Source organism: Pedobacter sp. KBW01 (assembly GCF_003852395.1).
In the GTDB taxonomy this organism is placed as follows: domain Bacteria; phylum Bacteroidota; class Bacteroidia; order Sphingobacteriales; family Sphingobacteriaceae; genus Pedobacter.
In genome coordinates, this window is the sequence record NZ_QAJQ01000014.1 from 264831 (window position 1) to 291068 (window position 26238).

Genomic DNA, 26238 nt, shown 5'->3' on the forward strand with positions numbered 1-26238 from the left:
AAGCGTTGTCATCTCGCGACTCGATTCTGGTGACCAATTCTAAGTCCTACATTAAAACATCGCGTTTCTACCTAGCCCAAGGATTAAATCCTGCTTTCAAAATTTTGAAAAGAAATCAAGAAAATGTGTAAACTATTTGTGCATAATGTACCCAAAAATTGGTATTGACGAACCAGCTAGCGAACTGTATATTAGATACATTGTTAATCAGTCCTGTAACAAACAGATTTTAGTTCTCGCCAAATTCATTAAGGGTAACAAAATGAATAAAGACCAACCAAGGGGAAATGATTTACCAACCTGGTTTTATGAATCCGGGGACATAGCTGATATAGAGGTACTGCTACCTCTAGACAACTACCATATTGAAGAGATTTCAAGAGGAAATCAAAATATTAGATCAATGTTACCAATCATTTATCTCTTCGATCAAAAGAAAAAGGCATTTGTCCTGAAAAGAGCAACACTGGGAAACTTCTATCTGCTGGACCCCATGCAATGGCAACAACTTCGTTTAATTGAGTTAGAATCATTAGTTTCCAGCATTCAGGATCATAATAAAATGGATTCACAACACATATTCAGCCCATTGTCTACTGAAAAAAGAATACTAAAAACACAGCAAGGCCTATGCGAAACCTTTTTACACCGTAGAGGCTTTTTGGCTACTGGAGGGAGGAGTACTTGTTTTAGCTTTGGTATCTTATTTAGAATCGATGCACATCAGAAGATTCAATGCATGAACCAGTTTTCAAAGCCTAAAAACACAAGCACTGTTAAAGAGAAAATCCCTCCGCATCTGTTTTCACGACGGGAAACTGAAATCCTGTTATGCATGTCTGAAGGAATGAGTAGCAAATTGATTGCTTCCAAATTGAACATAAGTGAGTTTACGGTCATTAACCACCGCAAGAACATGATGGACAAATCGGGAATGCCTAATGCGACTTCTTTGGTTACCCTTGCCATTCGGCAAGGTATTATTTAATCACCTACGATTAGCTCATGTGTATAAGCATCACGACTTTATCGGTTTTAAGTAGAAGCATGAGTACAGCTGTACCTACTCAAACCGCACGCTGTAATTGGCCACAATGGTTTTGGAGAAACAAACATTTCCTGAGGTCAATTATTAATCAAAACACGCCGCAAACAGGTACTCGATATCTACCGGTTCACCATTCTCTCAATAGTTAATCCAATTTTGACATTAAACCTTGAGCCGATGTTTTCTAGCCCCCTTAAATAACCGATCGGTGGTTTGAAACTCTAATAAAACTGCTATCACATTGGCTAGCCTTCTGTCTTTATCTTTCAACCAGGTTTAGTATAAAAAGCCAAACAGCCAAAGCGGAATTTTATTATTAATCCCACTCTCAAGGTTATCCAATGCCAGATACGCCTTATTAATGCCTTCAATCTGTTTATTGGTTTTACCTGTTCCCCCCACCTCAAAAGTATAAATGTCGTCTATTAAAAAATCTCCTTTTAATGGCAAACTAATATTATGTTCAGTATTACTAAACTGGTTCATAAAGAATGACTCTCTCAGTGATCCTGTATCAACATTTTCAGGAGCAAGTGCGAAAAGCAAATTGGTATTTTCCAAAAATATCTTATCAGGTTTTTGCAGGATACTAATACTTTTTCCATTTGCAGCAAGAGAATTAATTAATCTGGCATTATTAAGATAGTACAAGTATTCTACGATCATGTTTCTATGTATTCCAGTTTTCTCACTCAATTTAGTGATATTGGGTTTGAATGGGACATTAGTAGCCAAAATAGACATCAACTGATAGATTTTTCTGGAATGATGCGGATTAAATCCTGCGACAAACTGAAGATCCTCTTCGATGATTAAACGTACGACACGTTCTACACGTATGGCATAGGTATTGATGTTTTCTATGAAAAATGGATAATATCCATGTCGCAAATATTCGTTAAAATACTGCAGCGGTTTGAATTTTAAGCTCAAGGAATTAGCAATTTCCACATGGTGTTCCAAAATATCCTCTAACCGGAATGCGTCAAATTCTCCAACCCCAATGAATTGTAAATATTCCCTGTATGATAAGCCAGTCATTTCATACTGCACCGCGCGTCTGCTTAAGTCTGCATTTTGGCGATTAATATCAATGATGGAAGACCCCGTGAATACAATTTTAATATCTTTATAAAAGTCATAAATGTTTTTAATTTCTCTGGCCCAGTTGGGGTATTTATGTACTTCATCGATAAATAATATTTTCCCGCCTTGTTGCCTGAATTCCATAGCAAGGTCAGAAAGAAGGTGTCCAGTAAAATAGATATCATCCATTGTTATATATAAGGCTTCTTTACTAGTTCCATATTCGGCCTTAAGTCTTTGCAATAACAAAGTCGTCTTTCCCGTTCCCCTAGCTCCTAAGACGGCAATTAATCTATCATTCCAGTCAATTGATTTTGCCAAAGGACGTATGATATTCATAGATTGCTCAGTGATGACTACGTTGGATTTAATTTGAAGATTCTCCATTTTGCTAATTATTTATAGCAAAAATAATAAAAATTGCTATAAATAATCAGCAATTTAAAGGAGTACGATTTATAATTTGATGCTTTCTTTTTGGGATTTAACAGCAAAAGGTGATCAAGTAATTTATTATGCTGTAATTGAAGGTTCATAATGTCAGGTGCCACCATCTGACATTATGAAATTTAGATAATTATTTTGCCTGTGTAATTACAATTTTCCGATATTCAATCGGCATGTGGTCACCCTGCAGGTAAATTGGTCCGGGCTCTCCCTCATTACTATCCAATGCACCACCGGTAATACCAGGAATTTCCTGATTACTGATGATGGTTTTACCATTGGCTACTACGGTAACCAGACGGCCTACCAAGGTAATATCGTAACTTTGCCATTCATCAGGGCCCAAAGTAGCCATTTCGTTGGCCGTTAAAAACCCATAAACACCACCGAACAATACGCTGTTTGGATGCGCGTCTTTTTTGCTGTCTTCAATTTGCACTTCATAGCGACCTCTTAAATATACACCGCTATTTCCGCCTTTAGGATATCTGAATTCGACATGAAGCTTAAAATCGTTATACTTCTGTTCTGTAATCAGGTTAGAACCTGCTTTCGGACTGGTTAAAATGCCATCTTTCACTACCCACTGGTTTTGCCCACTTGCTTTCCATCCAGTTAAATCTTTACCGTTAAACAGATTTACAGCCTTGCCCCATGCGGGCGCTGCTGCTCTTTTCAGGTAAGGGGCTTTAACACCTTTCCAGCTATATTTTGTACCGTTGCATTCAGTCATTGTTCCCTGAATTCCAGCATCGGTTAATTCTCCTTCCATCACTAAATTCGCTGTACCACTCTCCCATTGTGGTGGAATTTCGAACCTGAAAGTTTTTCCATCAAACTTAACTTCTGATACCGGACGCGCACTTCCTGCTGTAGAAACAAAATAGCCAACCAGTGTTTTATAGCCTGATAATTTCACTTCCAGCCAGGCTGGTGCGGGCTTGCCATTCTGATCAACGGTTATATCCCAGCGGCCAATCAGTGCAGCAGGCTCAGCAGCGAAATGATTGTAATTGGCATTAGTTGACCTTGAAGCAAATGTTTTTTCTGGTAAACCTGCAATCAAGAGGCAGCCTAAACCAAACAAACAGATTTTTTTTCTCATAAGTGTAATTCATTTATAAAGCAATGCTTGTTTTAGTGCACTGCTATTGGTTCTATATTAAGATAATTTAAGTAAGGTAGAACTTATTTCTTTTACGCACAAATCTGTGAGGTATGGACATTCAGCACAAGGCGATTCTATGTAAACTGTGTTTGATAAATCGGTAGAGATCGGGGTTAAAAAATATTTTTCTTTACACTTGTTACAATGTATCAGGTTTTTTACTAATTTACACTAACCAAATTAAATATCGCAAAACCAAACAAACAACGAACAAGTATTAGATCAAAATCATTACAACACCCTAAACAAAAGAACTAACCAAATATTATATAACATGAACCACGATATGTTGTGTAATAAAAGCAAGTAAAGTGCTACGTCTTGCTTAGGAGTGTAAAATGGCAGCTTGTTGCGGAAATGCTGGAAGGTAATCGAAAATTTATTTGGCATTAACCTAAACTAAACAGAAAAATGTATGAAAATGAGGAACATTCATTTCACAAGCTGTGCCCTGGAATTAACTTTTTCTAGCACAAGCCGGGGCCTCCGGAAACTGGCAATCCTTGCCGTTACAGCAGTTGGCTTACAGCATGCGGCTAAAGCTGAAAGTGGCACAACAAACAAAAACCTATTCCCCAAACCCTTAGAGGTAGTAAAACACTCCATTAATGTAAGTGAGAAAATGGCTAAGACGATTACCGGGTTAGTGGTTGATGAATCGGGCTTGCCACTTCCGGGAGCAACAGTTGCTGCTAAAGGTGCCAGTGCTAAAACCGTTACTGGTCCTGATGGAAAATTTACTTTAAACGTTCCTGATAATGTTACAACATTGGTTGTTTCCTATATCAGCATGGAAACCCAGGAAGTAAATATCAGCAACCTGACTAACGTAACCATAAAACTAAAACCTTCGAGCAATGCAAACTTAACCGAAGTAGTGGTTACCGCCTTAGGCGTAAAACGCGAAAAAAGAGCTTTAACCTTTGCGGCACAACAACTAGCGGGCACAGAACTTACCAAGGCTGGTGCTCCGAACTTTATGGAGGCTTTAAGCGGTAAAGCTGCCGGTATTGATATCGGAATCAGTAACTCTGGTGTGGGCGGTTCTACAAAGACAGTATTAAGGGGTTCAAAATCAATTACCGGAAATAGCGAAGCACTTTTTGTAATTGACGGGGTTCCAGTGGTAAATAATAAAGGTGGGCAGCCGGGATCATACGGCGGTACAGATGGAGGCGATGGTCTTTCGGCATTAAACCAGGACGATTTTGAGTCGGTTACTATTTTAAGGGGAGCCAATGGTGCTATTTTATATGGTAGCCAGGGCGCTAACGGCGTAGTGCTAATCAACACCAAAAAAGGCCAGAACGGTAAAATTGCTATTGCTTTAAATTCAACCTTAAATTTCAGCAATGCAGCAACATTACCTGAGTTTCAGTTTGATTACGGTGCGATAGCCGGCAGCGATTACAGCTGGTCTAAAACAAAAGGTAATTACCAAAGTAATTATATTGATGATTTTTTCCAGACTGGTGTAAATACCATTAATTCAATATCAGTATCTGGCGGAAACGAAAGAACAACTACTTACTTTTCATATGGAAACAATAATGCATCGGGTATTGTACCAACCAGCACTTACAACAAGCATAATGTAACTTTAAGTCAGGAAACCAAGTTATTTGATGATAAACTTACCTTAAGTGGAAATGTGAGATTCTCTTACGAGAAATCAAAAAACCGTCCTGGGGCAGGTTATTACAATAACCCCTTAACCGGTTTATATTTATTTGCAAGGGAAAGAAATTTTGATGATTTTAAAAACAACTATCAAACTTTCAGTGCTACCCGAAATCTGTATATTCAAAACTGGTATTCTACAGAAGAAAAACAAAACAATCCTTACTGGGAATTAAACAACGACCCTAAACTTTCTACCAGCAACAGGGTAATTGCAACGGCAAAAGCATCGTATGCATTTTTACCGCATTTTAAATTTGATGTACGTGGTAACATTGATTACAACGATAGGCTATTGGATTACCGTTATGCTGCAGGGGGTAACTCGGTAAGCGTAAGCTCTAACGGTACCTGGAATTATGCCAAGTATAATGATAAAGCCTTATATGGAGATGCTATTTTAAGCTATGATAATACCTTTGGTAAATTCAGTTTGAATAGCGTATTTGGAGGGAGTATCCAGGATTATACTTTTAACGACGGGATGATGTTTGCAAATGGAACTGTACCACTTCAGTACCCGAATTTTTTTAGTTTCGCCAACCTTCCCTACAATTTAGTTATTAACCAAACCTACAGCAGGATTCAGAAACAAGGTCTATTTGCCAATGCTTCATTAGGCTTCAAGGATATGCTTTATCTAGATCTGTCGGGCCGTAACGACTGGGCCTCTACACTGGCGACTACCGGAAACGACTCTTATTTTTATTATTCGGGAGGATTATCTGCCATAATAAGCCAAATGGTAACCATGCCAAACGGAATTAATTATTTAAAACTCCGGGCATCAACCTCGAGGGTTGGAAACGAAGTACCATTTAATATTGTAAACCCAGGCAACACCATAGGTGGTGCTGGTGGACCAAACGGCATTGGTGGTATTACCAGAAATACGCAAACACCTTTTGCGACATTGGTACCTGAAAAAATAACCAGTAATGAGATTGGTTTAGAAAGCCGCTTTTTAAATGATAGATTAACCCTGGATTTTACGTATTACAAAAACACCAGTACCAATCAATTTTTATCATTACCAGCCCCTTCAGGTTCTGGTTATACCTTTTACTATGTAAATGCGGGTAAGGTTACCAACCAGGGTTTTGAGTTGACACTAGGTGGGGATCCTGTAAGAAATGGAGATTTTAAATGGAATACAACTGTAAATTTATCGCGGAACAGAAATAAAATTGTTGAGTTGATTGCCGACAACCCAGGTTACCAGGTAGGTAGCGACAGCGAGGGCTTTAACTCAATCATTAAAGCAGGCGGCTCTTTCAACGACTTATATATTTTCAAATTTGCACGTAATGCTGCAGGTCAGATTATATTAGATGCTGCAGGAAAACCAACCAAAGCTGCAACTCAAGAGTATGTTGGTAATTTAAATCCTAACTTTATTGCCGGCTGGAACAATACCTTCACTTACAAAAAACTAAGCTTAAGCGCTTTGGTAACTGCTAAATTTGGCGGTGTGGCTTTCTCTAAAACCGAAGCTTTTCTCGATTCGTATGGTGTAAGCAAAAGAACCGGTGAAGCACGTGATGCAGGAACTATTCCAATCAACGCTATACAAGGCAATACTGCCCAAACCACAATTGACCCGGCACTTTATTACTCTACAATAGGTGATAGAAATGGCATTATGGAGCCTTATGTATTCTCGCGTACCAATGTTCGTTTAGCACAAGTGGCGCTATCGTACAATTTACCGGTTAAAGGCTCAGCCATTAAATCGGCTTCCGTATCGTTAATCGGACGTAACCTGTTTTTCTTCTACAAAAAATCTCCATTCGATCCGGAGCAGGCAATGAGTACCAATAACAGTATGCAGGCTAATGATGTATTCGCCATACCTGGCACACGTTCTTACGGGCTAAATCTTAAGTTAAACTTCTAATATCTTAAATAATGAAAAAATTATGTTTAATGGTGCTTGCTTTGATCCTACTCAACTCCTGCACCAAGAATTTCGAAGAGATAAATACCAATCCGAATCAGATATCAGATAAAATGTTAGAGCAGGATTTCAACCTGGTTGGTTCTTCTTTCTCAGGGATGATGTTTAACCTGATGGGACACCAGATTGAAGAGGATCTGTGTTATGATAACTGGATGGGATATATGGGTACACCAACACCTTTTGTAGCCAATGTAAACAACACTACTTATTACCTGCGCTGGATTGATGCCTATTGGAATCGTATATATGGCAGTGTAATGTCGCCTTCAAAACAGGTAATACAATTAGCTGAAGAGAAAAAACTACCCTTATTTGGCGACTGGGCAAAATTGGTTAGGGTATTGGCCATCTCAAAATTAACTGCTATTTATGGTCCGGTAATCTATTCAAACTACGGTTCGGCGGGCTTAGGTTCGATTAAATACGACAAAGAATCGGATTTATACAACAACCTGTTTACGCAGTTAGATCAGATTGAAACCAATCTCAAAGCCAACACATCCTACACCGGCTTTACCAAATTCGACCCAAGTTATAAAGGCAACATCGCTTCGTGGTTAAAATTGCTTAACTCAGTACGCCTGCGTTTAGCTATGCGTTTGGTAAAAGTTAGCCCTACCATTGCTAAAACACAGGGAGAAAAAGCCCTGGCCGATCCTGTTGGATTAATTACCACCAATGCGGAAAATTTCCTGATTTCGTTAAATGGTGAGGTAATGCCTGTTTCAATGATTTGCTTTGACTGGAACGATACCCGGATGGGCGCAAACATGGAATCGTTTATGGTAGGTTTAAAAGATGGCCGTATAGCCAAATATTTTAGTGAAGTAAGTGATGCCAGTTTAGTAACTGATCATCCAGCCTACAAATACAAAGGTATTCGCGGTGGCGCTTACATCAATGCTAAAGATGACCGGGTTTCTTATTCTACCGTGAGCACCGATTTCAAATCGGCGCAAAACAGAAGAGGATTTACCGCAGCGGAAGTAGCCTTTTTAAAAGCCGAAGCTGCGTTAAGGGGATGGGCAAATGCAGGTGATGCTAAAACAAATTACGAAAATGGAGTACGCCTTTCATTTGCAGATTGGGGTGCAGCAGGTGTTGATACCTATCTGGCTGATGCAACCAGCAAACCCATCAGCTATACCGATCCGAAAGATAGCCGGAATAATTTCACACCACTTTCTACCATTACAGTGGCCTGGAATGCAGGTGATTCGAATGAATTGAAACTGGAAAAAATTATTACCCAAAAATACCTGGCTACATTTACCAATACCTTGGAGGCCTGGGTAGATTTTAGAAGAACAGGCTATCCAAAAATCCCACACGTTGCTAAAAATGACAGTAGTCCGGATTGGGGTGTAATAACCGCCGACCAGTGGATTAAGCGACTGGTATTTGTGCCTGCAGAAAGAACCGGAAATGCTTCGGCTGTTGCAGAAGCTGCTACTTTTTTAAGCTCGGGTAAAGACGATATTGCTTCGCGCCTGTGGTGGGATACCACTACTGCAAGTAATTTTTAATCCCTTTTCGATGCTAATTCAAAATGGCTGCCGGAAAAAGGCGGCCATTTTTATTTGCAAGTCTCACTCAGGGCATCGTTAATTGATAGGCATGCTCAACCCTACCAAAACCATAAGTAGCACCAAACTGGCTGTCGTGAACACCAGTTAGCACAACATCGAAACCCATTCATCCTTTTGGAGAATCTAGTTCAGAAATAGTTTCTTTCACATTTATAAATCTAAAGCTAACATATACCCCCCCAACTCGCCTCGTTTAAATACTGTACCGCAGAATCGGTATTCTATTCAATACTGTAATTTAAATTACATGTTAATATTTTCTTTCAGTCTCCTAAACGAGTTCATCAAAATTAGGCTATCAGTCATAATATAAAGCAACCCTATCTCCATATCGTTTTCTAAAATCAGTTACTAATTCTTTCGAAATGAGTAAAAATGCTTCGTTCTCTACAATTAACGTACATAAAGCGTAGTCGAAAATCTAGTGCTTTGAGTGTTTCGTATTCCGAGGCACCAATAAATCACCAAACTTGGTCATGCCCTATCAAACAATAGGGTAAAAAACAAGGCCCTTGCAAAATGATATTCATCTGCAAGGGCCTTGTTTATAATTAGAAATAATTATGCTTTATTTTTTAACCATCATATTAATTTCCCTTGTCTGGAGTTTTTATAAGATTCAACTCTTTTGATAAGGTGTACTTCCCGCCTTTAACGGTTTTCAATTCGACAGTTTTGCCTTTATAATTCACCTTTAAAGAATTACCCAGTCTCGATAAGATGGTTACATTTACCAACCCTCCATTTTTCCAGTCCATTCCAACTTCAAAACCTCCACGGGCCACAAGACCTTTTACTTGACCATCAGGCATGGCAGTGGGCAAGGCAGGCAATAAACGGATGATACCGTTGGTACTTTGCAAAAGCATTTCCGCAATACCTGCTGTTCCTCCAAAATTTCCATCTATCTGAAAAGGTGGATGCGTATCAAACAAATTGTTGAGTGTAGATTTACTCAATAATATATTAAGGCTTTCATAGGCTTTATCACCATCAAGCAAACGGGCATAAAAATTAATGATCCACGCACGGCTCCAACCTGTTCCGCCCCCCCTTTGAGACAAACGACGGGCAATGGTTTTTTTAGCCGCTTCAAAAAGTTCCGGCGTTTCGGGATTGATTTGAGTCAATGGATACAAACCCAACAGGTGAGATATATGGCGATGACCAATTTCAGTTTCTTCATAATCCTTAATCCATTCCTGAATGTTTCCACCAGAGGCAATTTTTACCGGAGGAAGCTTCTTCTGTGCTGCCCTGAGTGTTGCAATAAAATCGGCATCTACACCCAGTACAGCCGCTGCCTCCGCACAATAATCAAAAGCCGCATTCACTGTCTGAATATCAATTGTGGCAGCATAAGTAAGGGTAGATGTTTCCTTGCTATTGGGGACTTTGAACTTATTTTCAGGTGAAGTGGAAGGATTGGTTACCAGGTAACCTTCCGGTGATGGAATGAGAAAGCCCATTAGAAATTCACACACGCCTTTTAGCATCGGGTAAGCGGTAGTTCGCAGGTACTCTTTATCGCCTGTGAACAGATAATGCTCATAAACAGGAAAACTAATCCAGGCTCCATTGGTGGGTGTCATTCCCCATGTACCATCACAAACACTCGTCCGGCCAAACACATCGGTAAGGTGATGCATTGTCCATCCCTTGGTACCATAAGTTTCTTTTGCAGTGACCGATCCGGGAATAGAAACTTGCCTGATGAAATTAGCCAGTATTTCACTTGTTTCAGGAAGGTTGCAAATTTCTGCCGGCCAATAGTTCATTTGTAAATTGATATTGGTGTGAAAATCGGAATTCCAGGGTGCATCGAGGTCTTTGTTCCAGATACCTTGTAAATTGGCTGGCAATACACCTGGTTTTCGTGAGGACCCCATCAATAAATAGCGCCCATATTGAAAATACAAAGCGATCAATCCATTATCGGTCTTTCCCTCTTTCATCCGCTTTAAACGTAGGTCCGTTGGATAGTTTGCCAACGAATCTGTACCAAAATCCAAACTCACCCGGTCGAACATTGCGCGGTGTTCGGAGATATGCCTCTTTATAAGTTCAGCGCCACTAGTCTGCTTTAACTTATTGAGAATAGTTTTGCAGGATACAATGGGACTGATGGATCGATCGAAATCCAGCTTGGCCAACAAATAATCGGTTGCCCCTGTCAACACAATTTCTATTGACTCTGCATTATGGACTACCAACTTATTCCCTTGCACCTCAAAGGTTCCCTTATTCAATTTCACTCTGGCCTCAGCAGCAAATTTCATATGCGCCCCTGCGGGTCCGTTTCCTCCGCCTTTAGCATTCACCTCATCGATAATCTGGCCTTGCATTTCTATATGGCCATCCGGAAAGGCTTTTACGACCACATCTTTCTCCCTGCTCAAAGAAATGGCCGTATTGATAAGAGCGTTTTTATTACCGGCAATTCGATAATAAATACAATTATCCGGGGCCGATACCAAAACCTGTTGAAGGATTTTATTTCCATTGATGCTATACTCGGTAGTAGACATTCCCGTTTGGATATTTAAAGAACGGGTATAGTTTTCTGGTTTGGCCTCCCATTTAAAATCCATCTCTAAATTCCCCAAAGGTTGATAGGAACGAATGCGGGCTGGTGTTCCCAGCATATACAACCCGGATAAACTATCTGCCTGCTTGAACCTATTATCGAAAATGGCTTTTTGAATTTCCGGGAGGTATTGCAGAGCTTTTGGATTATTGGCATTCACTTTTGCACCGGCCCAAACGCTCTCTTCATTCAATTGCAAAACTTCGTGCTCTGGATTCCCGAAAACCATAGCCCCCAACCTACCGTTTCCTAATGGCAGCGCTTCATACCAGTTAGCTGCTGGTTGTTTATACCATAATGTGTTTTTGCCGGTTTGCGCAAAACCTTCAAACCCTATTCCCATAAGAATAGTGAAAAGGAAGACTGAGATTCGTGTCATTTTTTCTCGTTACAAAATAAAAGATAATATAATATTGCCACCAGCAATATCAGGATTGTTATTACCTACTGAATCCGGCCATTTCCCGAAACAGAAAATGACATTGATCAGTAGATAGCTACAAAATTCAAGGTACAAATTAGATACAATTTCATAAAAACAAATTATAGCCTGTTAATATTTTCTTTCAATCTCTTAAAAGGGTTCATCAAAATTAGGCTATCAGTCATATCTCCATATCGCTTTCTAAAATCAGCTCCTAATTCTTTGGAAATAAGCAGAAATGCTTCATTCCCGACAATTAACGTATATAAAGCGTAGTCTAAAATCTAAGTTTTTTTAAGTGTTTCCTATTCGGCTGTGCCAATAAATTGCCAGACTTAATCATTCCTCAGCAAACAATATGTTAAAAAACAAGGCCCTTGCAAACTGATCTGCAAGGGCCTGATTTATACTGTTGTGTATGGATTATCCATTAATGGCTTTCACACCTGGCAATTCTTTCCCTTCCATATACTCTAATAAAGCACCGCCACCTGTAGAAACATAGCTAACTTCATCTTCCATACCGAATTTAGCAATTGCCGCAGCCGAATCGCCACCTCCGATTAATGAAAATGCGCCATTATCTTTAGTTGCTGCCACAACCGCATCAGCAACGGCTTTGGTACCTACCTGGAAACTTTCCATTTCGAAAACACCCATTGGGCCATTCCACAATAAAGTTTTAGAGTTTTTAATCACCTCCTGGAATAATTCAGCAGATTTTGGTCCAATATCCAATCCCATCCAATCTGCAGGAATTTCTCCGGCAGCCACATCTTTCTTAGCTGCATCGTTTGCAAATTTATCTGCGATTACGGTATCGACAGGCAAAATCAGGTTTACACCTTTAGCTTTTGCTTTTTCAATTAGCTCTAAAGAAAGCTCTTGTTTATCAGCCTCCAATAAAGAGGTACCAATTTCACCACCTTGTGCTTTAGCGAAAGTATAAGCCATACCACCACCAATAATCAGGTTATCTACTTTCTCCAACAATTTCTCGATTAAAAGAATTTTATCAGATACTTTGGCTCCGCCCATAATGGCAGTAAAAGGTCTTTCGGCGTGGTTCAGGATTTTTTCAGCATTTTCTACTTCAGAAGCCATTAAATAACCGAAGTACTTTGCATCAGGGAAAAACTGCGCAATAATCGATGTTGAAGCGTGTGCACGGTGTGCAGTTCCAAAAGCATCATTTACATAAACATCGCCAAGTTTTGATAATTTTTCGGCAAAGGCCACATCACCTTTTTCTTCTTCTTTATAGAAACGCAAGTTTTCTAACAATAAAATCTCACCTGATTTTAAAGCAGCAGCCTGAGTAGCAGCACTCTCGCCAATGCAATCATCAGCAAACTTAACCTCAACACCTGTTAAAGCAGAAAGATCAGCAAGGATATGTTTTAAAGAAAATTTATCAGTAGGCCCGTCTTTCGGACGGCCTAAATGCGACATTAAAATAACTGCACCACCATCTTTTAATATTTTGCTAATGGTTGGTAAAGCAGCCCTGATCCTTTTGTCGTCGGTAATTTTAAATTCATCATCCAAAGGCACGTTAAAATCTACCCTGATTAATGCTTTTTTATCTTTAAAGTCAAACTGGTCAATGGTGTTCATGTTTAATTATTTTGATTTAAGTTTAATTTCATTTCGTAATGGAAACCGATACCCGGGATATCAAATTCTGGCGATTCGGTGGTGAAGCCAATTTTTTTGTAAAAGGCTGCTGCCGTAGAGCGTGCGTTACACCACAGATAACTGGTATTATATTCTCTTAAATACTTGATGGCAAAGTTAACCAGCGCAGCCCCATATCCCCTGCCTCCCTCATCGGGATGCGTAGCCATACCCCGTAACTGATATCCTTCGCCTTCTTCGGGGAAAAAATCGTTGTGCATAAAAGTGGCTACAGACTTAATTTCCCCATCCAGCCAAAAACCAAGATGAAAGGTATCGTAGGCATCATCGCCTTCAAAAACACACTCTTGTAATGGCTTGCCATTGCGTAAAACGAGGCTTCTTAAAGGCAGAACTTCTTCGGGAAGAATAAATTTGACCATATTTATTAGCAACAATTTAGCGCGAACTACCCATATATTGCCACAGGCTGCGCCGCACAGGTTTGCAAAGTTAATAAAGCAATTGAAACGCGGTTATAATATCGTCCATAAAGTTTTAACATTTTCGTAGCCAATTCCTTTTGTGATTAAAATAATATGAGGCTAACATTGGCAGAAGCCAGGTTATTTTTTTCAACTTCCAGACATTAATCGGCCCGTAATACTGGAAGAGTTTTCCACCAGTTTAGTAATTTATTTTTTAACTGGCTGGCTATTTTAGGTTCGCTTATGGCGAGGTTAAGAGCCTCTTTTTTATCTTTAGTGATATTGTACAACTGCATGTCGGTACCATTACTGTTCATCAGCAATTTCCACTCTCCTTCCCTGATCGCCAGGTTTGGGCTTTTATCAACCGGGCGGGGATATTTATAGGCAATATCATTCCGACCGTATTCCCAAAACATCTCTTTATTTCTTAATGAAGGTTGCCCCATGAAAACGTGGCTCCGATCGATACCATCTCCTTTATAACTTAGAGGCAAGCTAATACCAGCCATTTTGGCCAGTGAGGGTAAAAGATCTGTAGCGGTGACTAAAGAAAGGTCGTCTGTTTTACCTTTATTAATGTGCCCGGGCCAGCTGATGAGGAAAGGCATCCTGATACCTCCTTCATACAATGAGAGTTTAGATCCTCTTAGGCCTTCTACCCGGCTCCCCCTGAAACTGGGCAAGGGTCCATTATCACTGGTGAAAATTATAATGGTATTTTGATCTGCACCGAGTGCTTTCAAACCATCCAGAAGGCGGCCGATTTGTTTATCGTATTCTTTTAACACCAGCTTAAAAGCGGCTTCTTCTTCTGGGTTCATTGGGTATTGGCCGGTATATTCGGTTTCTTTTCTGGGCACCCAGGGTGTATGCATATCATCGGGCCAAAGGTTCACAAAACAAGGCTGGTTTGGATGCGCTTTAAAAAAAGCAAGGGTTTTATCTACAAAATATTTAGTCCGGTCGTAACGTTTAATGCTATCCTTATCAGACCAGATCCAATTGGTTGCTGTAATTGCCGGGTCGGGATCGGGGCTTTCGTAGGTGCTGGCATGTGCATCGTAGCCATACTGTTCAAAACCTGGTGCGTTTTTAACATCACGACCACCACCCAAGTGCCATTTGCCAAAATGCCCGGTCGCATAACCTGCCTCTTTAAAAATCCTTGCTATGCTGGGCGCTTTTGGATCAAGAAAATCGGCTTGTTCTGCAGCCTTATTGTGCTTTTTATTATCAAGATAAGTACAAAAATTCCACCTGCCCGGATACATGCCAGTGAGCATCCCTGCGCGCGATGGCGAACATATTGGCGCTGCACTGTAATATTGGCTAAGCTTTAAACCGTTGGTAGCGATACGGTCTATATTGGGTGTTGGTACAAATTTACCCCCAAAGGCCCCTACATCGCTAAAGCCCATATCGTCGGTTAAGATTACGATGATGTTCGGCCGTTCTTTCTCTTTTTTTCGTTGTGCATTGACATTAAAAGCCGTGACCAGAAATACAAGTGTTAAAATTGCAACATCGGTAAAGCGTCTGTTCAGGGTTGGCATCATTGGTCAAAAAGAATTATCTGCAGCAAAATTTAATAGTAGGAACTAAACTACCAAATTATAGATTTAACATTTACAGCAATGTAATTAATTGGATATATTGAAATTACGACCTATTTGATGATAATACGCATAAATCAAAACAGATTACAAGGCCTGTTGTTGAGTATATATTATCCGTTAACTAATTTATGGCGTTGTGAAAGAGAAACACATCAAAAAAGCAGCAAAAATACTATTGGGTTCAGGTTTAATTACGGCTGGAATTGGCCATTTAACCTTTGCACAGAAGCCTTTCCAGGCACAGGTGCCCGATTGGGTACCATTAAAAAAAGATGATACCGTGGTTTACTCTGGTTTGGTAGAAATTGGCCTGGGTGCAGCATTGGTGCTGGCCCCAAAAAGATACCAAAGCGCTATAGGCAAAATTGCAGCCGGACTGTTTATAGCCGTATTTCCGGGAAATATTTCCCAGTTTACAAACCAGCGAAGTGCTTTTGGGCTCAATACGGATTCAAAAAGATTCGTACGTCTGTTTTTCCAGCCTGTATTGGTATACTGGGCATTAAAATCGACAGCCAGATAAGCTTAGTGATGGAACAATACTCTAACTACGCTCTATCTATGCTTTATCAACGGTTCAGCAATACCCGAAGGTAACAATAGCAAAAAGTGCATTAAATCAGGCTTTCGGCAATAAATCTATTTTCTTAACCACATCAATTAAGCGGCTACTGTAGCCATATTCGTTATCGTACCAGCCCACCACTTTAACCATATCACCAACGATAGAGGTAAGCAGCGAATCAAATACGCAGGAATGGGGATTGTCGATAATATCAATCGAAACAATCGGATCTTCGGTATATTGGACTAAACCCTTAAGCTCGTTATCGGCAGCATTTTTAAATGCTGTATTAATTTCCGTAATGCTAGTTTTCTTCTTTAAAAGACAAGTAAAATCGGTAAGCGACCCGTTTAAAACCGGAACCCTGATTCCTGCACCTCCCAAACGGCCATCCAGTTCGGGAAAAATATGGGTAATGGCTTTAGCTGCACCTGTTGTAGTAGGAATGATAGAAGATGAGGCGGCTCTCGCCCTTCTTAAATCCTTGTGGTTGGCGTCGTGCAGGTTTTGATCTCCGGTCATAGAGTGGATTGTAGTAATGTAACCCTCTTCTACTCCCCAGTTATCGTTCAGGATTTTGATCATGGGCGCAATGTTATTGGTCGTACAACTTGCGTTAGAAAGTATTTTGCTACTCAAATCAATCTGATCATCATTAACACCTAACACCACCATTGGGATATCGTCGGCTGCCGGAGCAGAAATCAATACTTGTTTAGCACCTGAAGCAATGTGTTTTTGGGCGAGTGTACGGGTTAAATTCCTACCGGTACAATCAACAACCAAATCGACCCTTAATGCCGACCATGGCAACTCATCGGCATCCTTCATTGCAAAAACAGGAATAGAAAGCGTGTCGATTACCAAGGCATCGGGTTTAGCTGAAACGTTACCTGCAAAAACGCCATGAACGGTATCATATTTAAACAGGTGCGCCATTGTTTTGGCATCTGCCAGATCGTTAATTGCTACTACCTCAAAGCCTTCGGCTAACGCCAAACGTAAAAATGTTCTTCCTATTCTACCAAAACCATTTATTGCCAGCCTCATGTTATTAAAAAATTAGAGCGCAAAATTAGTATTAATTTATGAATTGAATAGCGTGATATGATAAGATGGAAATGGAATGATGAAAGGGCGTTTTAGACGATAGCTACGGAACTATTAGCCTTTTGACTTTCTATGTAAACTAAGCGAAAGTACTCCGTTAAAGATCGCGCAGATGCCTATAATAAGAAAAATTAACACGAAATTACCCAATCGCTGCAGCGAGATGGTAGCCACCAGAATAACCACATTGAGCGCTAATGAAGCAAGCACTATCCAGTTTGGTTTTAAGCCAAGCCTTTCTAAACGGTGGTGAATGTGGTTGCGATCTCCTTTAAAGGGCGAAGTTCCCTTTAAAATACGAATACAAAATACCCTTAACGAATCGAATATAGGCACAATTAATATGGCTACCGCAATGGCTGGTGCAGAATAAAAGGCCGGATGGTTTTTACCAGTGAACTTATTAAGCTCAATGAATTTGATTGCCAGCGCTGCAGAAATTAGTCCGATAATCAGAGCGCCGGTATCGCCCATAAAAATTTTGGCAGGAAACCAGTTATATTTTAGAAAACCTCCAATAGCTCCTGCCAGCGCAAAGGCTATAAAAGCATAAGGAATTTGCCCCATGCTGGCGAACAAAATACCAAAAACCAAACTGGCTAATATCCCTATGCCACCGGCCAACCCGTCAATACCATCTATTAAATTAAAAGCATTATTTAAAAAAATAATCAGGGCAATAGAGAACAGGCTTCCCCATAGGGGTGGCATATCGCCAATATTAAGCACACCATACAAACTTGTTAACCTGAATGCACCGAAAAACACCAGAATAAAAGCTACTACAATCTGTAAAATAAACTTGGTACTGGTATTGGTACCGTACACATCATCTTTTAAACCCAACGCCGCAAGAATAATACAGGATGCAATTACAAAATTAGCTTCTTTAAAATTAATAATGGATGAAAAAAGCAAAATGCTAACGGTGAAACTACCTACTATGGCAAGGCCTCCGAGTCGAGAAATATTTCGTTTGTGGTTTTTGCGGTATAGGTCATTCTTATCGAATAAGCCATATTTTAACGAGGTGTATATTACACTGGGTACACTTAAAATTACAGCAGAAAAGGCCAGAATAAATATGGCGCCATAAAAATAGGTTGGGTTCGAATGCAGTATATCGTTAAACAAAGCGGGATGGATTGTTAACAAATATATAAAAATTGTAGGATTAATCACACTAACTGATTCAATATTAATATGACATTAATCAACCCTTTTCAATGAAAACGTATATGAATCGTCTATTTCAACTTAATTTAATCTCTTAAATCGGCATTTTATTTTTTAAAACTGTTTTAGCTTACTTAACTTTTTCTTTAACAATACCCAAAACGGATATGGTAATTTATTTCTTCTGAGCGATTTATAATCGTTGACCATGGCCAACCAGCGGCTATATACTGACTTGTTACTCAACCCTCCAACGCGCATATTAACCATTAACATAGGCAAATATGCAGTCTTAATTTGATGCGTGTAAAGCAACCTCAACATTAAATCGTAATCTGCAGTAGTGCCCAGATCTAAAGCATAGCCCCCATGTTTTTCGAATAATGCTTTCTTTATGTAAAGTGTTGGGTGGGCAGGCATCCATCCCTGCTGCAAATCTTTAAAAGTGGTATTTCGTGATTTCCATTTCCGCACAATTTTGCCGCTAGCCGGGTGTATATAATTTAAATCGCCATACAGGCCATCTATTTCAGGCTGGCTTTGAAAGGTTTTAGCCACAGCAGTTAGTACATCAGGGCTAGAGAACATATCATCAGCGTTTAAAATACCAATAATATCGCCGGTAGATTTTTCTATCCCTTTGTTAATGGCATCGTATAGTCCATGATCTTTTTCTGAAACGAAATAATTGATACGCGCCTGGTTTTTGGCTATTATGCCAAGCGTTTTGTCTTTGGATCCGCCATCTATTACTAAATACTCTACATCGGGGTAAGTTTGGCCCCAAACGGAGTTAAAACACTCCTGTAAAAATGTTTCGCCATTGTAAACTACCGTAATGAGGGATATTTTCATGTTTTACCAGTAAGTTTTCGGCCTATTTTAATCATAAGCTGAAGACTGGGTAAAGATAAAAATTAAGCTGTTATACGCAGCACTGATTTATGCCTGCAAGCATATGGTTTAAGGCTTGGTCCTTTTTCGAATGATGAATATGCCGAAGAGCCCAGCGGCAGCACCGAAAAGCCAGGAATGATCGTCTAGGTTGCAGTTTATATAGGTATAATCCACTAAAGTACCTGTTGGACATGCTACGCATACAGTTACCTGATATCCACCCAGTACAAGCCCTAAGGTTGGACTTCCGTATAAACAAGTCCCTCCACTACTGTTTATGTTAACCCACCCCGGACAGGTCTGCTCTATTGTTGAGTATGGAGATGTTACATAAAAAGTTTTTGTTCCTAATGCGAGTGGGATAAGACTCACAGAATTATATCCAGCAAAATCAGGATAAACTGTGCTACCAACAAGACACCCCTCTGCAGCAAATACTCTTCTCGAAGTACATATAGATATAATGACTACTATTATTAATAAAAACTTCATGCCTGGTTGTGTGAGAGTACATCACAAACCTAGCCATCGAAGCAATAAAATTTATCGTTCGTTTTGTTCATTAAAAGCCACTATATGACACGAACAGCCCCACAACTAGAAGGAATAAATATTTAACATAAAATTATGCTAAACTTCGAAATATAATAACCACCTATAATACCTGCCAAAACTAAAAGCACATGAATATATCTATCAATTGGTACAGAAACACAGGTGTTGTCGGCATTATTATAATAAACCAATTTCCCTTCATCAGTGAGATTAATATCTGATACACACTTTGAATCGGGGTTTGTAGGTGTGCCTGGTACAATGGGATAGCCATCAGCAGTGTTTCTATCTATACCGCACACGGGATCTTCTGCATAATTTCTTTTCGCGATCCTATCTGTAGAATTGTACTTAATTATTGTAGAACCACCATCATTATAGGTACCATTTGCAGTGATATAAATATAATCACCGGTACGGCAACCTGTTTGGGCTTTACAAGAACAAATTATAAAACAGGCTATGAAAATAGCCAGGAGATACTTTACCATTAAATGCTTGGTTTAATGGAGCCATATACGGAAAAAAGTAGAGGCTAGTTTTAGAAAAATTAGCTAAAACGGAAATAATTTAACCGTATCGCTCCGAACCCAAATATGGTAGCGACTGTTAATAAGTAAATAATTGAATCATCAAGAGGTACATTACATTGATTATAATTACTATAATCTATAGTACCCAAATTACCCTGATATATACTACCGTTTATATTAATAAAGCAACTCCCTCCACCCTGAGACCATACAATAACTCCACCAGGATTATTTGGATTAATTTCACCACAATTAGGAGAATTGTTATAAGTACCTATAATTACCCCCGAAGCGTTATCATAATAGTGATATTGGGTTGAGCCCCAATTTGAGTAAGTATCATCTTTCCAATAATGCGTGTAGAAATTATTATTCCCATATTCCCAACATGCATAATTGGGTCCGGGATCTCCAGCAAATGAATTGAGGGAACAGACAAAAAAAACAAATGCAAAAACAACCTTTTTCAAAAAATAACAAACTATAACATTAAATAAATAAGCCTAGTTGAAAAAATGAAGTTTAACAAAAAATCAAAAAAGCAGTCTAATTACAACTACAAAATTAAATATTTTGAACAACGAACAAAATGAACAAAGTGTAAATCCAGATTAATATGACAATAGAGATTTTAAAGAAAACGAATAAAACTATGCCTATACCATTTAAGTGCACAAATAGCTAACTGAAGCCTAGGTTAGGCTCAACGCAAACGTTTGATTAAAGTCAATAACAAAATAATTTGAATTATCCTTTAGTATCCCATTAGCTCAGAAAATGTTTTCAAAATGGATATTGGAGAATATCATATTAAAGACGAATTGCAGATTAAACAGCCAGTCTTAAATAAATTTCATGATATAGTGCGCTCTGGCTTATTTCAAGTTATAACTTGACTAGCCATTGTTTTGTTATGAGATAATATCCTAAAAGTGCTGCACAGAATAATATCAAAATAGTATAATCATCCAGTGGCACACCACATGGAGCAGCAAAAGTATCAGAAATGGCATAGATTTCTCCTGTTCTGGTTGATCCATTTAGTGTGCAGGTACCTAAGGAAGGTCCCGAAGTGGCGATATAAGTATGTGGCCCACATACACCTTCCCACCAAACAAAGTTATTTCCGTTTCCCGTATAAAACTGCGTTGTAGTTTCGTGGTTATTAAATACCTTACTATAGGTATCGAAATTAAGCACTAAGCAACCCGTTTGTGCTAAACATGCATTAGAAATAGAAATTAAAAAAGAAAGCGAGATTAGAACCTTAAACACCTTTGCCACCATACAGCACAAAGATCATTATAATAAATTAAAGAATACTTAAATGCAAACAAAACACTACAAAAATGATATTTTACAAACTAAATATAAGTAGTACCAAGCACAAACAACTAATTAAAAAATACTTAAAATCAACACTATATATCCTATATACAGAGAAGCTATTTAAATCCAATAAATTGTAACAATTAATTCTGGATGCCAATTATATTATCGCAACATCTACTCTATTCCTTATCCAAAAAACAGATAAGAAAGAAAAGCAAATAAGCAATAAAGGAACATAGCCGTCTATTGGGCAATCTGTAGGGCTTGTTGAAAAGTAACGCATATTCAGTAGCCATCGCCTGAGCCACCCGTAACCTTTAATAAAACATGATCCTAGGCCACTAATCTGAATAAAAATAGTAATTAGGTTAATTAAGTAAAGAAGTTGTTTTTCTATCTCTGGCAATTCTATAACTCCAAAAGCATGCTGGGAATATCATTATCCAAATCAAATCATCCAGAGGACAAAAATCGACCTGATAAGTAACTTCGACTCCTGCCTGAAAAAAGCCAACGTTGCAAGTAGTTCCAGAGATAATAGAAATATTTGCATATTGGGTTGTTTGAAGTGAACCAAGGGGACAATTATCCTGCAACGGAACCGACCAATATATATTAAAATCGAAAATATTATTGAAATATGGTGACCTGGTATACACATTCCCGTTGTAAGCACAACCCGTATCGGCTAAAGCCTGAAAGATTCCAAATGTTAAAAAACATAATAATAAGGTTGAGCGCTTTATCATGGCTATAAGATATGAGCAAACCTAACTCAAAAACGTAGCTATAAACATACAACAACACGCTTTCAGGTTGATTATTATCAATGTAAAAAAGAGGATTTGACTATGTCAACTCTATTTTTACCTGGTATTTTGAAACTATTATTCCAGTAAAACACCTGTTAATGAGACAGGTTAATTACACACAGCGATATTGACATTAAAAAGAGCAAAAGCTTTTTAGTTAAACGCTGAACAGATTTAGCGGCACATGCTTTCCTATTTAATTTTTTTTTAAGCATCTTTAACCCATATTTTAAGTGTATTGCTTATGGCAATCACTACTCATCCCGTTTCAAGATTATGATTCTGACAAAAGCAATTTTAAAATTCCTTTGTATTTTATCTGTTTGTGCCATTTTTGCCAGTTGTGCAGCCAGAAAGGAGCGTAGTCTATTTAATGCCCCAAGTGATATTGTTACCGATACCATTAAACAGGTATATGTGGTAAATGATCAGGGTATTAGCGATGCCTATTATAAAATAAAGGTTAACGATCAATTGGCTGTTAGAAATGTACAGAATAAGGAGTTTGGTGCTTCTTCGTCGCAGGCTGGTAGTACCACCAGCAATAATCAGAATATAGCATCCGGTAATATAAATAATGTACTTTCCTATCCTGTGGATATTGATGGTAAAGTTAATCTTCCAGCTATCGGTAAAGTAGAAGTGTTGGGGTTGAGCCGCAGAGAGGCAGCCATTAAAATACAGGATTTATACGCCAAACAACTGTTACGCGATCCGATTATTGAGTTAAGCGTAATCAACCTTAAAGTAACTTTATTGGGTGAATTTGGCCGGCAAGGTAATTTTTTACTGGAACGCGAAAACACCACCTTAATTGATATTATTGGCGAGGCTGGTGGCATTAATAAAACAGCAGACCCGAAAACGCTTAAAATTATCCGTGGCGACAGGAGTCACCCGGAAATTATCTATGTTAACCTGAACGACATTAATAGTCTGGCCAGCAAAAAGCTGATTCTTCAAAACAATGATATTATTGTGCTACAGCAAACCAAGAGTTCGGCGCTTAGCGAAAAACTAACCAGCATTAACAATGTTGTACAGCCCTTGCTTGTAGTTGTGAATCTGGCTGTGTTAATCTTTACCCTTACGCGCTAATGGATAATTCTACACCCATCGAAAATAGAAAATTAGCCAGTCAGACGATTAACTACTGGAAAATTGTCTTGATTTTTTTAAGCAGGTGGTACTGGGTTGCCGGAACAGTGCTGATTAGCTTTGTATTGGCCTGGCTTTACGTAAGGAGCATTACCCCTATTTATATTACTTCGGCATCGTTAAAGCTGGATGGAGACCAGCAGCAACAGATGTCGCTTCCAAATGCACCGATAAATTACCGGCCTTTTAACCAGAACCAGATCCAAACTGAAGGCATTATCATGCGCTCGGAAGATGTGATTTTAAATGCATTAAAGAATCTAGACTATAAAATCAGCTATTACCTGGAAGGCAGGGTACGTGTAACCGAACTTTACCCTAAGCAACCTTTTCAGGTTGATATTTTGACGCAGGATTCGGTTAATTTCAGCAGGGCTACTTATGCCGTAAAGCCCATTGATAGCCGAAGGTTTGAACTTTCGAGCAGCGAAGACAACCACAAAAGTACCCAAAAGTACCAGTATGGGCAGGCTATAAATGCCGGCAACATGGTATTTACGGTTAAAACTGAAATCCCGGCAACGGGTAACTACAGTTTTAAATTTAACGGCATACGCGATCTTTATGGCAGAGCAGCCGGAGGATTAAATGTTTTTGAACAGGAAAAAAATACCAATATTATGGGGGTTACGCATACCGATAGTAACCCTGTATTTTCGGCCGATGTGTTGAATGAAATTATTAAACAGTATGTAAAGAACGATGCCACACTAAAGAAGAGATCGGCCAAACAAACGATCGATTATTTAGATAGCCAGATTGCCTTTTTGGATGAACAAGTTAACAAATCGGGCAATAAACTGTCGAGTTTTCAAAGTAACAATAAGCTTATCGATCCCAATACAGACAAGCAACTCAGTAATTCTAAACTTTCTAACCTGCAAAACCAGATTGCAGAATTACAATTGCAGGAACTGGGCATACAGCAGTTAGAAAGCCAGGTTAAAAACAATAAAGACCGCATACAGCTTAACCTGAACCTGGAGGGTACCAACAGTACCCTTTTAACCGGCTTAATTAGCCAGCTTAACGGTTTGATTATAAACAGGGAGAGTAAACTACAAAATTTTAATGCTGATGCGCAACCCATCCAGGACATTAACCGCCAAATTAACGAAGTTAAGCAAGCTATTGTAACCAATATCAGGCTATTGCATGAGCGTAACCAAAAGACCATTAATTTTATTAACGGACAAATTGGCCAGGCCAACCAGGCTTTGGGTGGCATACCTGCCAAGCAAAACGATTTTGCCAAGTTGCAAAGCAATTTTGATATTAACCAGCGTATGTTTTCGATGTTATTTGAGCGCAAACTTTCTGCCCAGATTAGCTCGGCAGCGGTAATTTCGGGAGCAACGATTATTAGTGCGGCGCAACCTTCATTTTTTCCCATCTCTCCTGTTCCGAAGAAAATTTACTCTTCTTATCTGTTTATGGGGCTATTTTCGGGCCTTGGTTTAATTTTGTTGGTTAGGATACTTAATCCTTACCTATACGATATCGAGACGATTGAAGGCCTGACTGCTACCCCCATTATTGGGGTAATTTTAAAATACCCTAAAAAAGTTGAGCTTGGCGAGAGTGTACTCTCCATCGAAAGGCCAAAATCTATATTTGCAGAATCAGTCAGGTCTGTTAGGACCAACCTGAGCTTTATGGCTAGTGATCAGGATACGAAAGTAATCTGTATCACTTCAGAAGTTTCGGGAGAAGGAAAATCGTTTGTGAGTTTGAACCTGGCCGGAACCTTATCTATCATAGACAAAAAGGTGATTTTAATTGCGGCAGATTTACGCAAATCGAAGTTGCACCACGCCTTTGGTTCTAACAATAAAATTGGGTTGAGTAGTTATTTGTCTAATCAGGCTGGTTTAAGCGATATTATATTTACAGACGAAAGGCACAACATTGATTACATTACTTCAGGTCCTGTACCGCCCAACCCTTCAGAACTTTTGCACCATAAAGCGATGGCCACGCTAATCGAAAAATTAAGGGAGACATACGAATACATTATTATTGATACGGCACCAGTTGGATTGGTTTCGGATTCAGTTCCATTGATTAGAAAGGCTGATATTAACCTGTTTATTATTCGCTCTGGCGTATCTAAATTCAGGGCAGCAACCATTCCTGACCGTTTATCAAAGGAATATGGACTGAATAACATTGCCATTATTTTAAACTCTTTCGGCGATGAAAAATTACACGCCAACATTTATACTACCAATTACGCGCACAGCAATACCGGCACTTATTATTACTCTAATTATACCGGTTATGGTAAGAGCGGATATTATGATGATGAACGCAGCTGGTGGGAGTTTTGGAAGAAGAACGGTTAGATGGTTAACTGGTTAATTGTTCAAATCGGTTAACTGTTGGGA

The 26238-nt window shown here is 39.1% G+C and carries 18 protein-coding genes; 6 read left to right on the forward strand and 12 right to left on the reverse strand.

What is annotated here, in order from left to right; translation table 11 throughout:
* Positions 1 to 145 precede the first annotated feature (145 nt).
* Positions 146 to 988 (forward strand): response regulator transcription factor, encoded by an 843-nt coding sequence (locus DBR40_RS16685; protein WP_124560869.1) that lies wholly within the window; start codon positions 146 to 148, stop codon positions 986 to 988.
* A 336-nt stretch (positions 989 to 1324) separates the two neighbouring features.
* On the opposite strand, the gene DBR40_RS16690 is transcribed toward DBR40_RS16685, so the two are convergent.
* Together DBR40_RS16690 and DBR40_RS16695 are read right to left on the reverse strand one after the other, a co-directional pair.
* Entirely contained in the window at positions 1325 to 2521 is a 1197-nt protein-coding gene (locus tag DBR40_RS16690; protein ID WP_124560870.1) for an ATP-binding protein, read from the reverse strand.
* 190 nt (positions 2522 to 2711) lie between these two features.
* Complete coding sequence (locus DBR40_RS16695) at positions 2712 to 3686, reverse strand: DUF1080 domain-containing protein (RefSeq protein WP_124560871.1); 975 nt, start codon at positions 3684 to 3686, stop codon at positions 2712 to 2714.
* A 478-nt stretch (positions 3687 to 4164) separates the two neighbouring features.
* Between DBR40_RS16695 and DBR40_RS16700 the strand changes: the two genes are divergently transcribed.
* Both DBR40_RS16700 and DBR40_RS16705 read left to right on the forward strand, forming a co-directional pair.
* Positions 4165 to 7326 carry a SusC/RagA family TonB-linked outer membrane protein gene (locus DBR40_RS16700; protein ID WP_199748365.1) on the forward strand — a complete coding sequence of 1054 codons (3162 nt, stop codon included), beginning with the start codon at positions 4165 to 4167 and terminating at the stop codon, positions 7324 to 7326.
* Between the two features lie 11 nt (positions 7327 to 7337).
* On the forward strand, positions 7338 to 8915 hold the full coding sequence (locus tag DBR40_RS16705) for a SusD/RagB family nutrient-binding outer membrane lipoprotein (protein WP_124560872.1): 1578 nt from the start codon (positions 7338 to 7340) through the stop codon (positions 8913 to 8915).
* A gap of 650 nt (positions 8916 to 9565) precedes the next feature.
* Here the strand turns inward: DBR40_RS16705 and DBR40_RS16710 are convergent.
* The 4 genes from DBR40_RS16710 to DBR40_RS16725 all read right to left on the reverse strand — a co-directional run bounded on the left by DBR40_RS16710 (position 9566) and on the right by DBR40_RS16725 (position 15653).
* Positions 9566 to 11908, reverse strand: a complete 2343-nt coding sequence (locus DBR40_RS16710; RefSeq protein WP_233603915.1) for a glycosyl hydrolase family 95 catalytic domain-containing protein — start codon at positions 11906 to 11908, stop codon at positions 9566 to 9568.
* A 504-nt stretch (positions 11909 to 12412) separates the two neighbouring features.
* The gene (locus DBR40_RS16715; RefSeq protein WP_124560874.1) at positions 12413 to 13606 is read right to left on the reverse strand and encodes a phosphoglycerate kinase; all 1194 of its coding nucleotides are present in this window, start codon (positions 13604 to 13606) and stop codon (positions 12413 to 12415) included.
* Positions 13607 to 13608: 2 nt separating this feature from the next.
* The gene (locus DBR40_RS16720) at positions 13609 to 14049 is read right to left on the reverse strand and encodes a GNAT family N-acetyltransferase (RefSeq protein ID WP_124560875.1); all 441 of its coding nucleotides are present in this window, start codon (positions 14047 to 14049) and stop codon (positions 13609 to 13611) included.
* A 206-nt stretch (positions 14050 to 14255) separates the two neighbouring features.
* On the reverse strand, positions 14256 to 15653 hold the full coding sequence (locus tag DBR40_RS16725) for a sulfatase (protein WP_233603916.1): 1398 nt from the start codon (positions 15651 to 15653) through the stop codon (positions 14256 to 14258).
* A gap of 196 nt (positions 15654 to 15849) precedes the next feature.
* Between DBR40_RS16725 and DBR40_RS16730 the strand changes: the two genes are divergently transcribed.
* On the forward strand, positions 15850 to 16236 hold the full coding sequence (locus DBR40_RS16730; protein ID WP_124560876.1) for a hypothetical protein: 387 nt from the start codon (positions 15850 to 15852) through the stop codon (positions 16234 to 16236).
* Positions 16237 to 16332: 96 nt separating this feature from the next.
* On the opposite strand, the gene gap is transcribed toward DBR40_RS16730, so the two are convergent.
* The 6 genes from gap to DBR40_RS16760 form a co-directional block, all read right to left on the reverse strand.
* Positions 16333 to 17328: a type I glyceraldehyde-3-phosphate dehydrogenase gene (gap, locus tag DBR40_RS16735; RefSeq protein ID WP_124560877.1), complete on the reverse strand. Its 996-nt coding sequence runs from the start codon at positions 17326 to 17328 to the stop codon at positions 16333 to 16335.
* Between the two features lie 114 nt (positions 17329 to 17442).
* Entirely contained in the window at positions 17443 to 18522 is a 1080-nt protein-coding gene (locus DBR40_RS16740) for an MraY family glycosyltransferase (RefSeq protein WP_233603917.1), read from the reverse strand.
* A 156-nt stretch (positions 18523 to 18678) separates the two neighbouring features.
* Positions 18679 to 19419 carry a glycosyltransferase family 2 protein gene (locus tag DBR40_RS16745; protein WP_124560878.1) on the reverse strand — a complete coding sequence of 247 codons (741 nt, stop codon included), beginning with the start codon at positions 19417 to 19419 and terminating at the stop codon, positions 18679 to 18681.
* A 108-nt stretch (positions 19420 to 19527) separates the two neighbouring features.
* Positions 19528 to 19953, reverse strand: coding sequence for a hypothetical protein (locus DBR40_RS16750; RefSeq protein WP_124560879.1), 426 nt, complete (start codon positions 19951 to 19953; stop codon positions 19528 to 19530).
* Between the two features lie 122 nt (positions 19954 to 20075).
* Positions 20076 to 20507 (reverse strand): hypothetical protein, encoded by a 432-nt coding sequence (locus DBR40_RS16755; RefSeq protein ID WP_124560880.1) that lies wholly within the window; start codon positions 20505 to 20507, stop codon positions 20076 to 20078.
* Between the two features lie 927 nt (positions 20508 to 21434).
* A complete protein-coding gene (locus tag DBR40_RS16760; RefSeq protein ID WP_124560881.1) occupies positions 21435 to 21749 on the reverse strand; it encodes a hypothetical protein in 315 nt (104 codons plus the stop codon).
* Between the two features lie 1220 nt (positions 21750 to 22969).
* On the opposite strand from DBR40_RS16760, the gene DBR40_RS16765 reads away from it, so the two are divergent.
* Together DBR40_RS16765 and DBR40_RS16770 are read left to right on the forward strand one after the other, a co-directional pair.
* Complete coding sequence (locus tag DBR40_RS16765) at positions 22970 to 23791, forward strand: polysaccharide biosynthesis/export family protein (protein ID WP_124560882.1); 822 nt, start codon at positions 22970 to 22972, stop codon at positions 23789 to 23791.
* Positions 23791 to 26196, forward strand: coding sequence for a GumC family protein (locus tag DBR40_RS16770; protein WP_124560883.1), 2406 nt, complete (start codon positions 23791 to 23793; stop codon positions 26194 to 26196). Before DBR40_RS16765 ends, DBR40_RS16770 begins: the two co-directional genes overlap by 1 nt.
* The last annotated feature ends 42 nt before the right edge of the window (positions 26197 to 26238 follow it).

Bases quoted from the DNA above. Each gene is read 5' to 3' on its own strand.
- DBR40_RS16705 (WP_124560872.1), top strand. From the start codon at position 7,338: ATGAAAAAATTATGTTTAATGGTGCTTGCTTTGATCCTACTCAACTCC.
- DBR40_RS16695 (WP_124560871.1), bottom strand. From the start codon at position 3,686: ATGAGAAAAAAAATCTGTTTGTTTGGTTTAGGCTGCCTCTTGATTGCA.
- DBR40_RS16720 (WP_124560875.1), bottom strand. From the start codon at position 14,049: ATGGTCAAATTTATTCTTCCCGAAGAAGTTCTGCCTTTAAGAAGCCTC.
- DBR40_RS16725 (WP_233603916.1), bottom strand. From the start codon at position 15,653: ATGATGCCAACCCTGAACAGACGCTTTACCGATGTTGCAATTTTAACA.
- DBR40_RS16750 (WP_124560879.1), bottom strand. From the start codon at position 19,953: ATGAAGTTTTTATTAATAATAGTAGTCATTATATCTATATGTACTTCG.
- DBR40_RS16770 (WP_124560883.1), top strand. From the start codon at position 23,791: ATGGATAATTCTACACCCATCGAAAATAGAAAATTAGCCAGTCAGACG.
- DBR40_RS16700 (WP_199748365.1), top strand. From the start codon at position 4,165: ATGAAAATGAGGAACATTCATTTCACAAGCTGTGCCCTGGAATTAACT.
- DBR40_RS16745 (WP_124560878.1), bottom strand. From the start codon at position 19,419: ATGAAAATATCCCTCATTACGGTAGTTTACAATGGCGAAACATTTTTA.
- DBR40_RS16765 (WP_124560882.1), top strand. From the start codon at position 22,970: ATGATTCTGACAAAAGCAATTTTAAAATTCCTTTGTATTTTATCTGTT.
- DBR40_RS16690 (WP_124560870.1), bottom strand. From the start codon at position 2,521: ATGGAGAATCTTCAAATTAAATCCAACGTAGTCATCACTGAGCAATCT.
- gap (WP_124560877.1), bottom strand. From the start codon at position 17,328: ATGAGGCTGGCAATAAATGGTTTTGGTAGAATAGGAAGAACATTTTTA.
- DBR40_RS16715 (WP_124560874.1), bottom strand. From the start codon at position 13,606: ATGAACACCATTGACCAGTTTGACTTTAAAGATAAAAAAGCATTAATC.
- DBR40_RS16685 (WP_124560869.1), top strand. From the start codon at position 146: ATGTACCCAAAAATTGGTATTGACGAACCAGCTAGCGAACTGTATATT.
- DBR40_RS16755 (WP_124560880.1), bottom strand. From the start codon at position 20,507: ATGGTAAAGTATCTCCTGGCTATTTTCATAGCCTGTTTTATAATTTGT.
- DBR40_RS16710 (WP_233603915.1), bottom strand. From the start codon at position 11,908: ATGGGAATAGGGTTTGAAGGTTTTGCGCAAACCGGCAAAAACACATTA.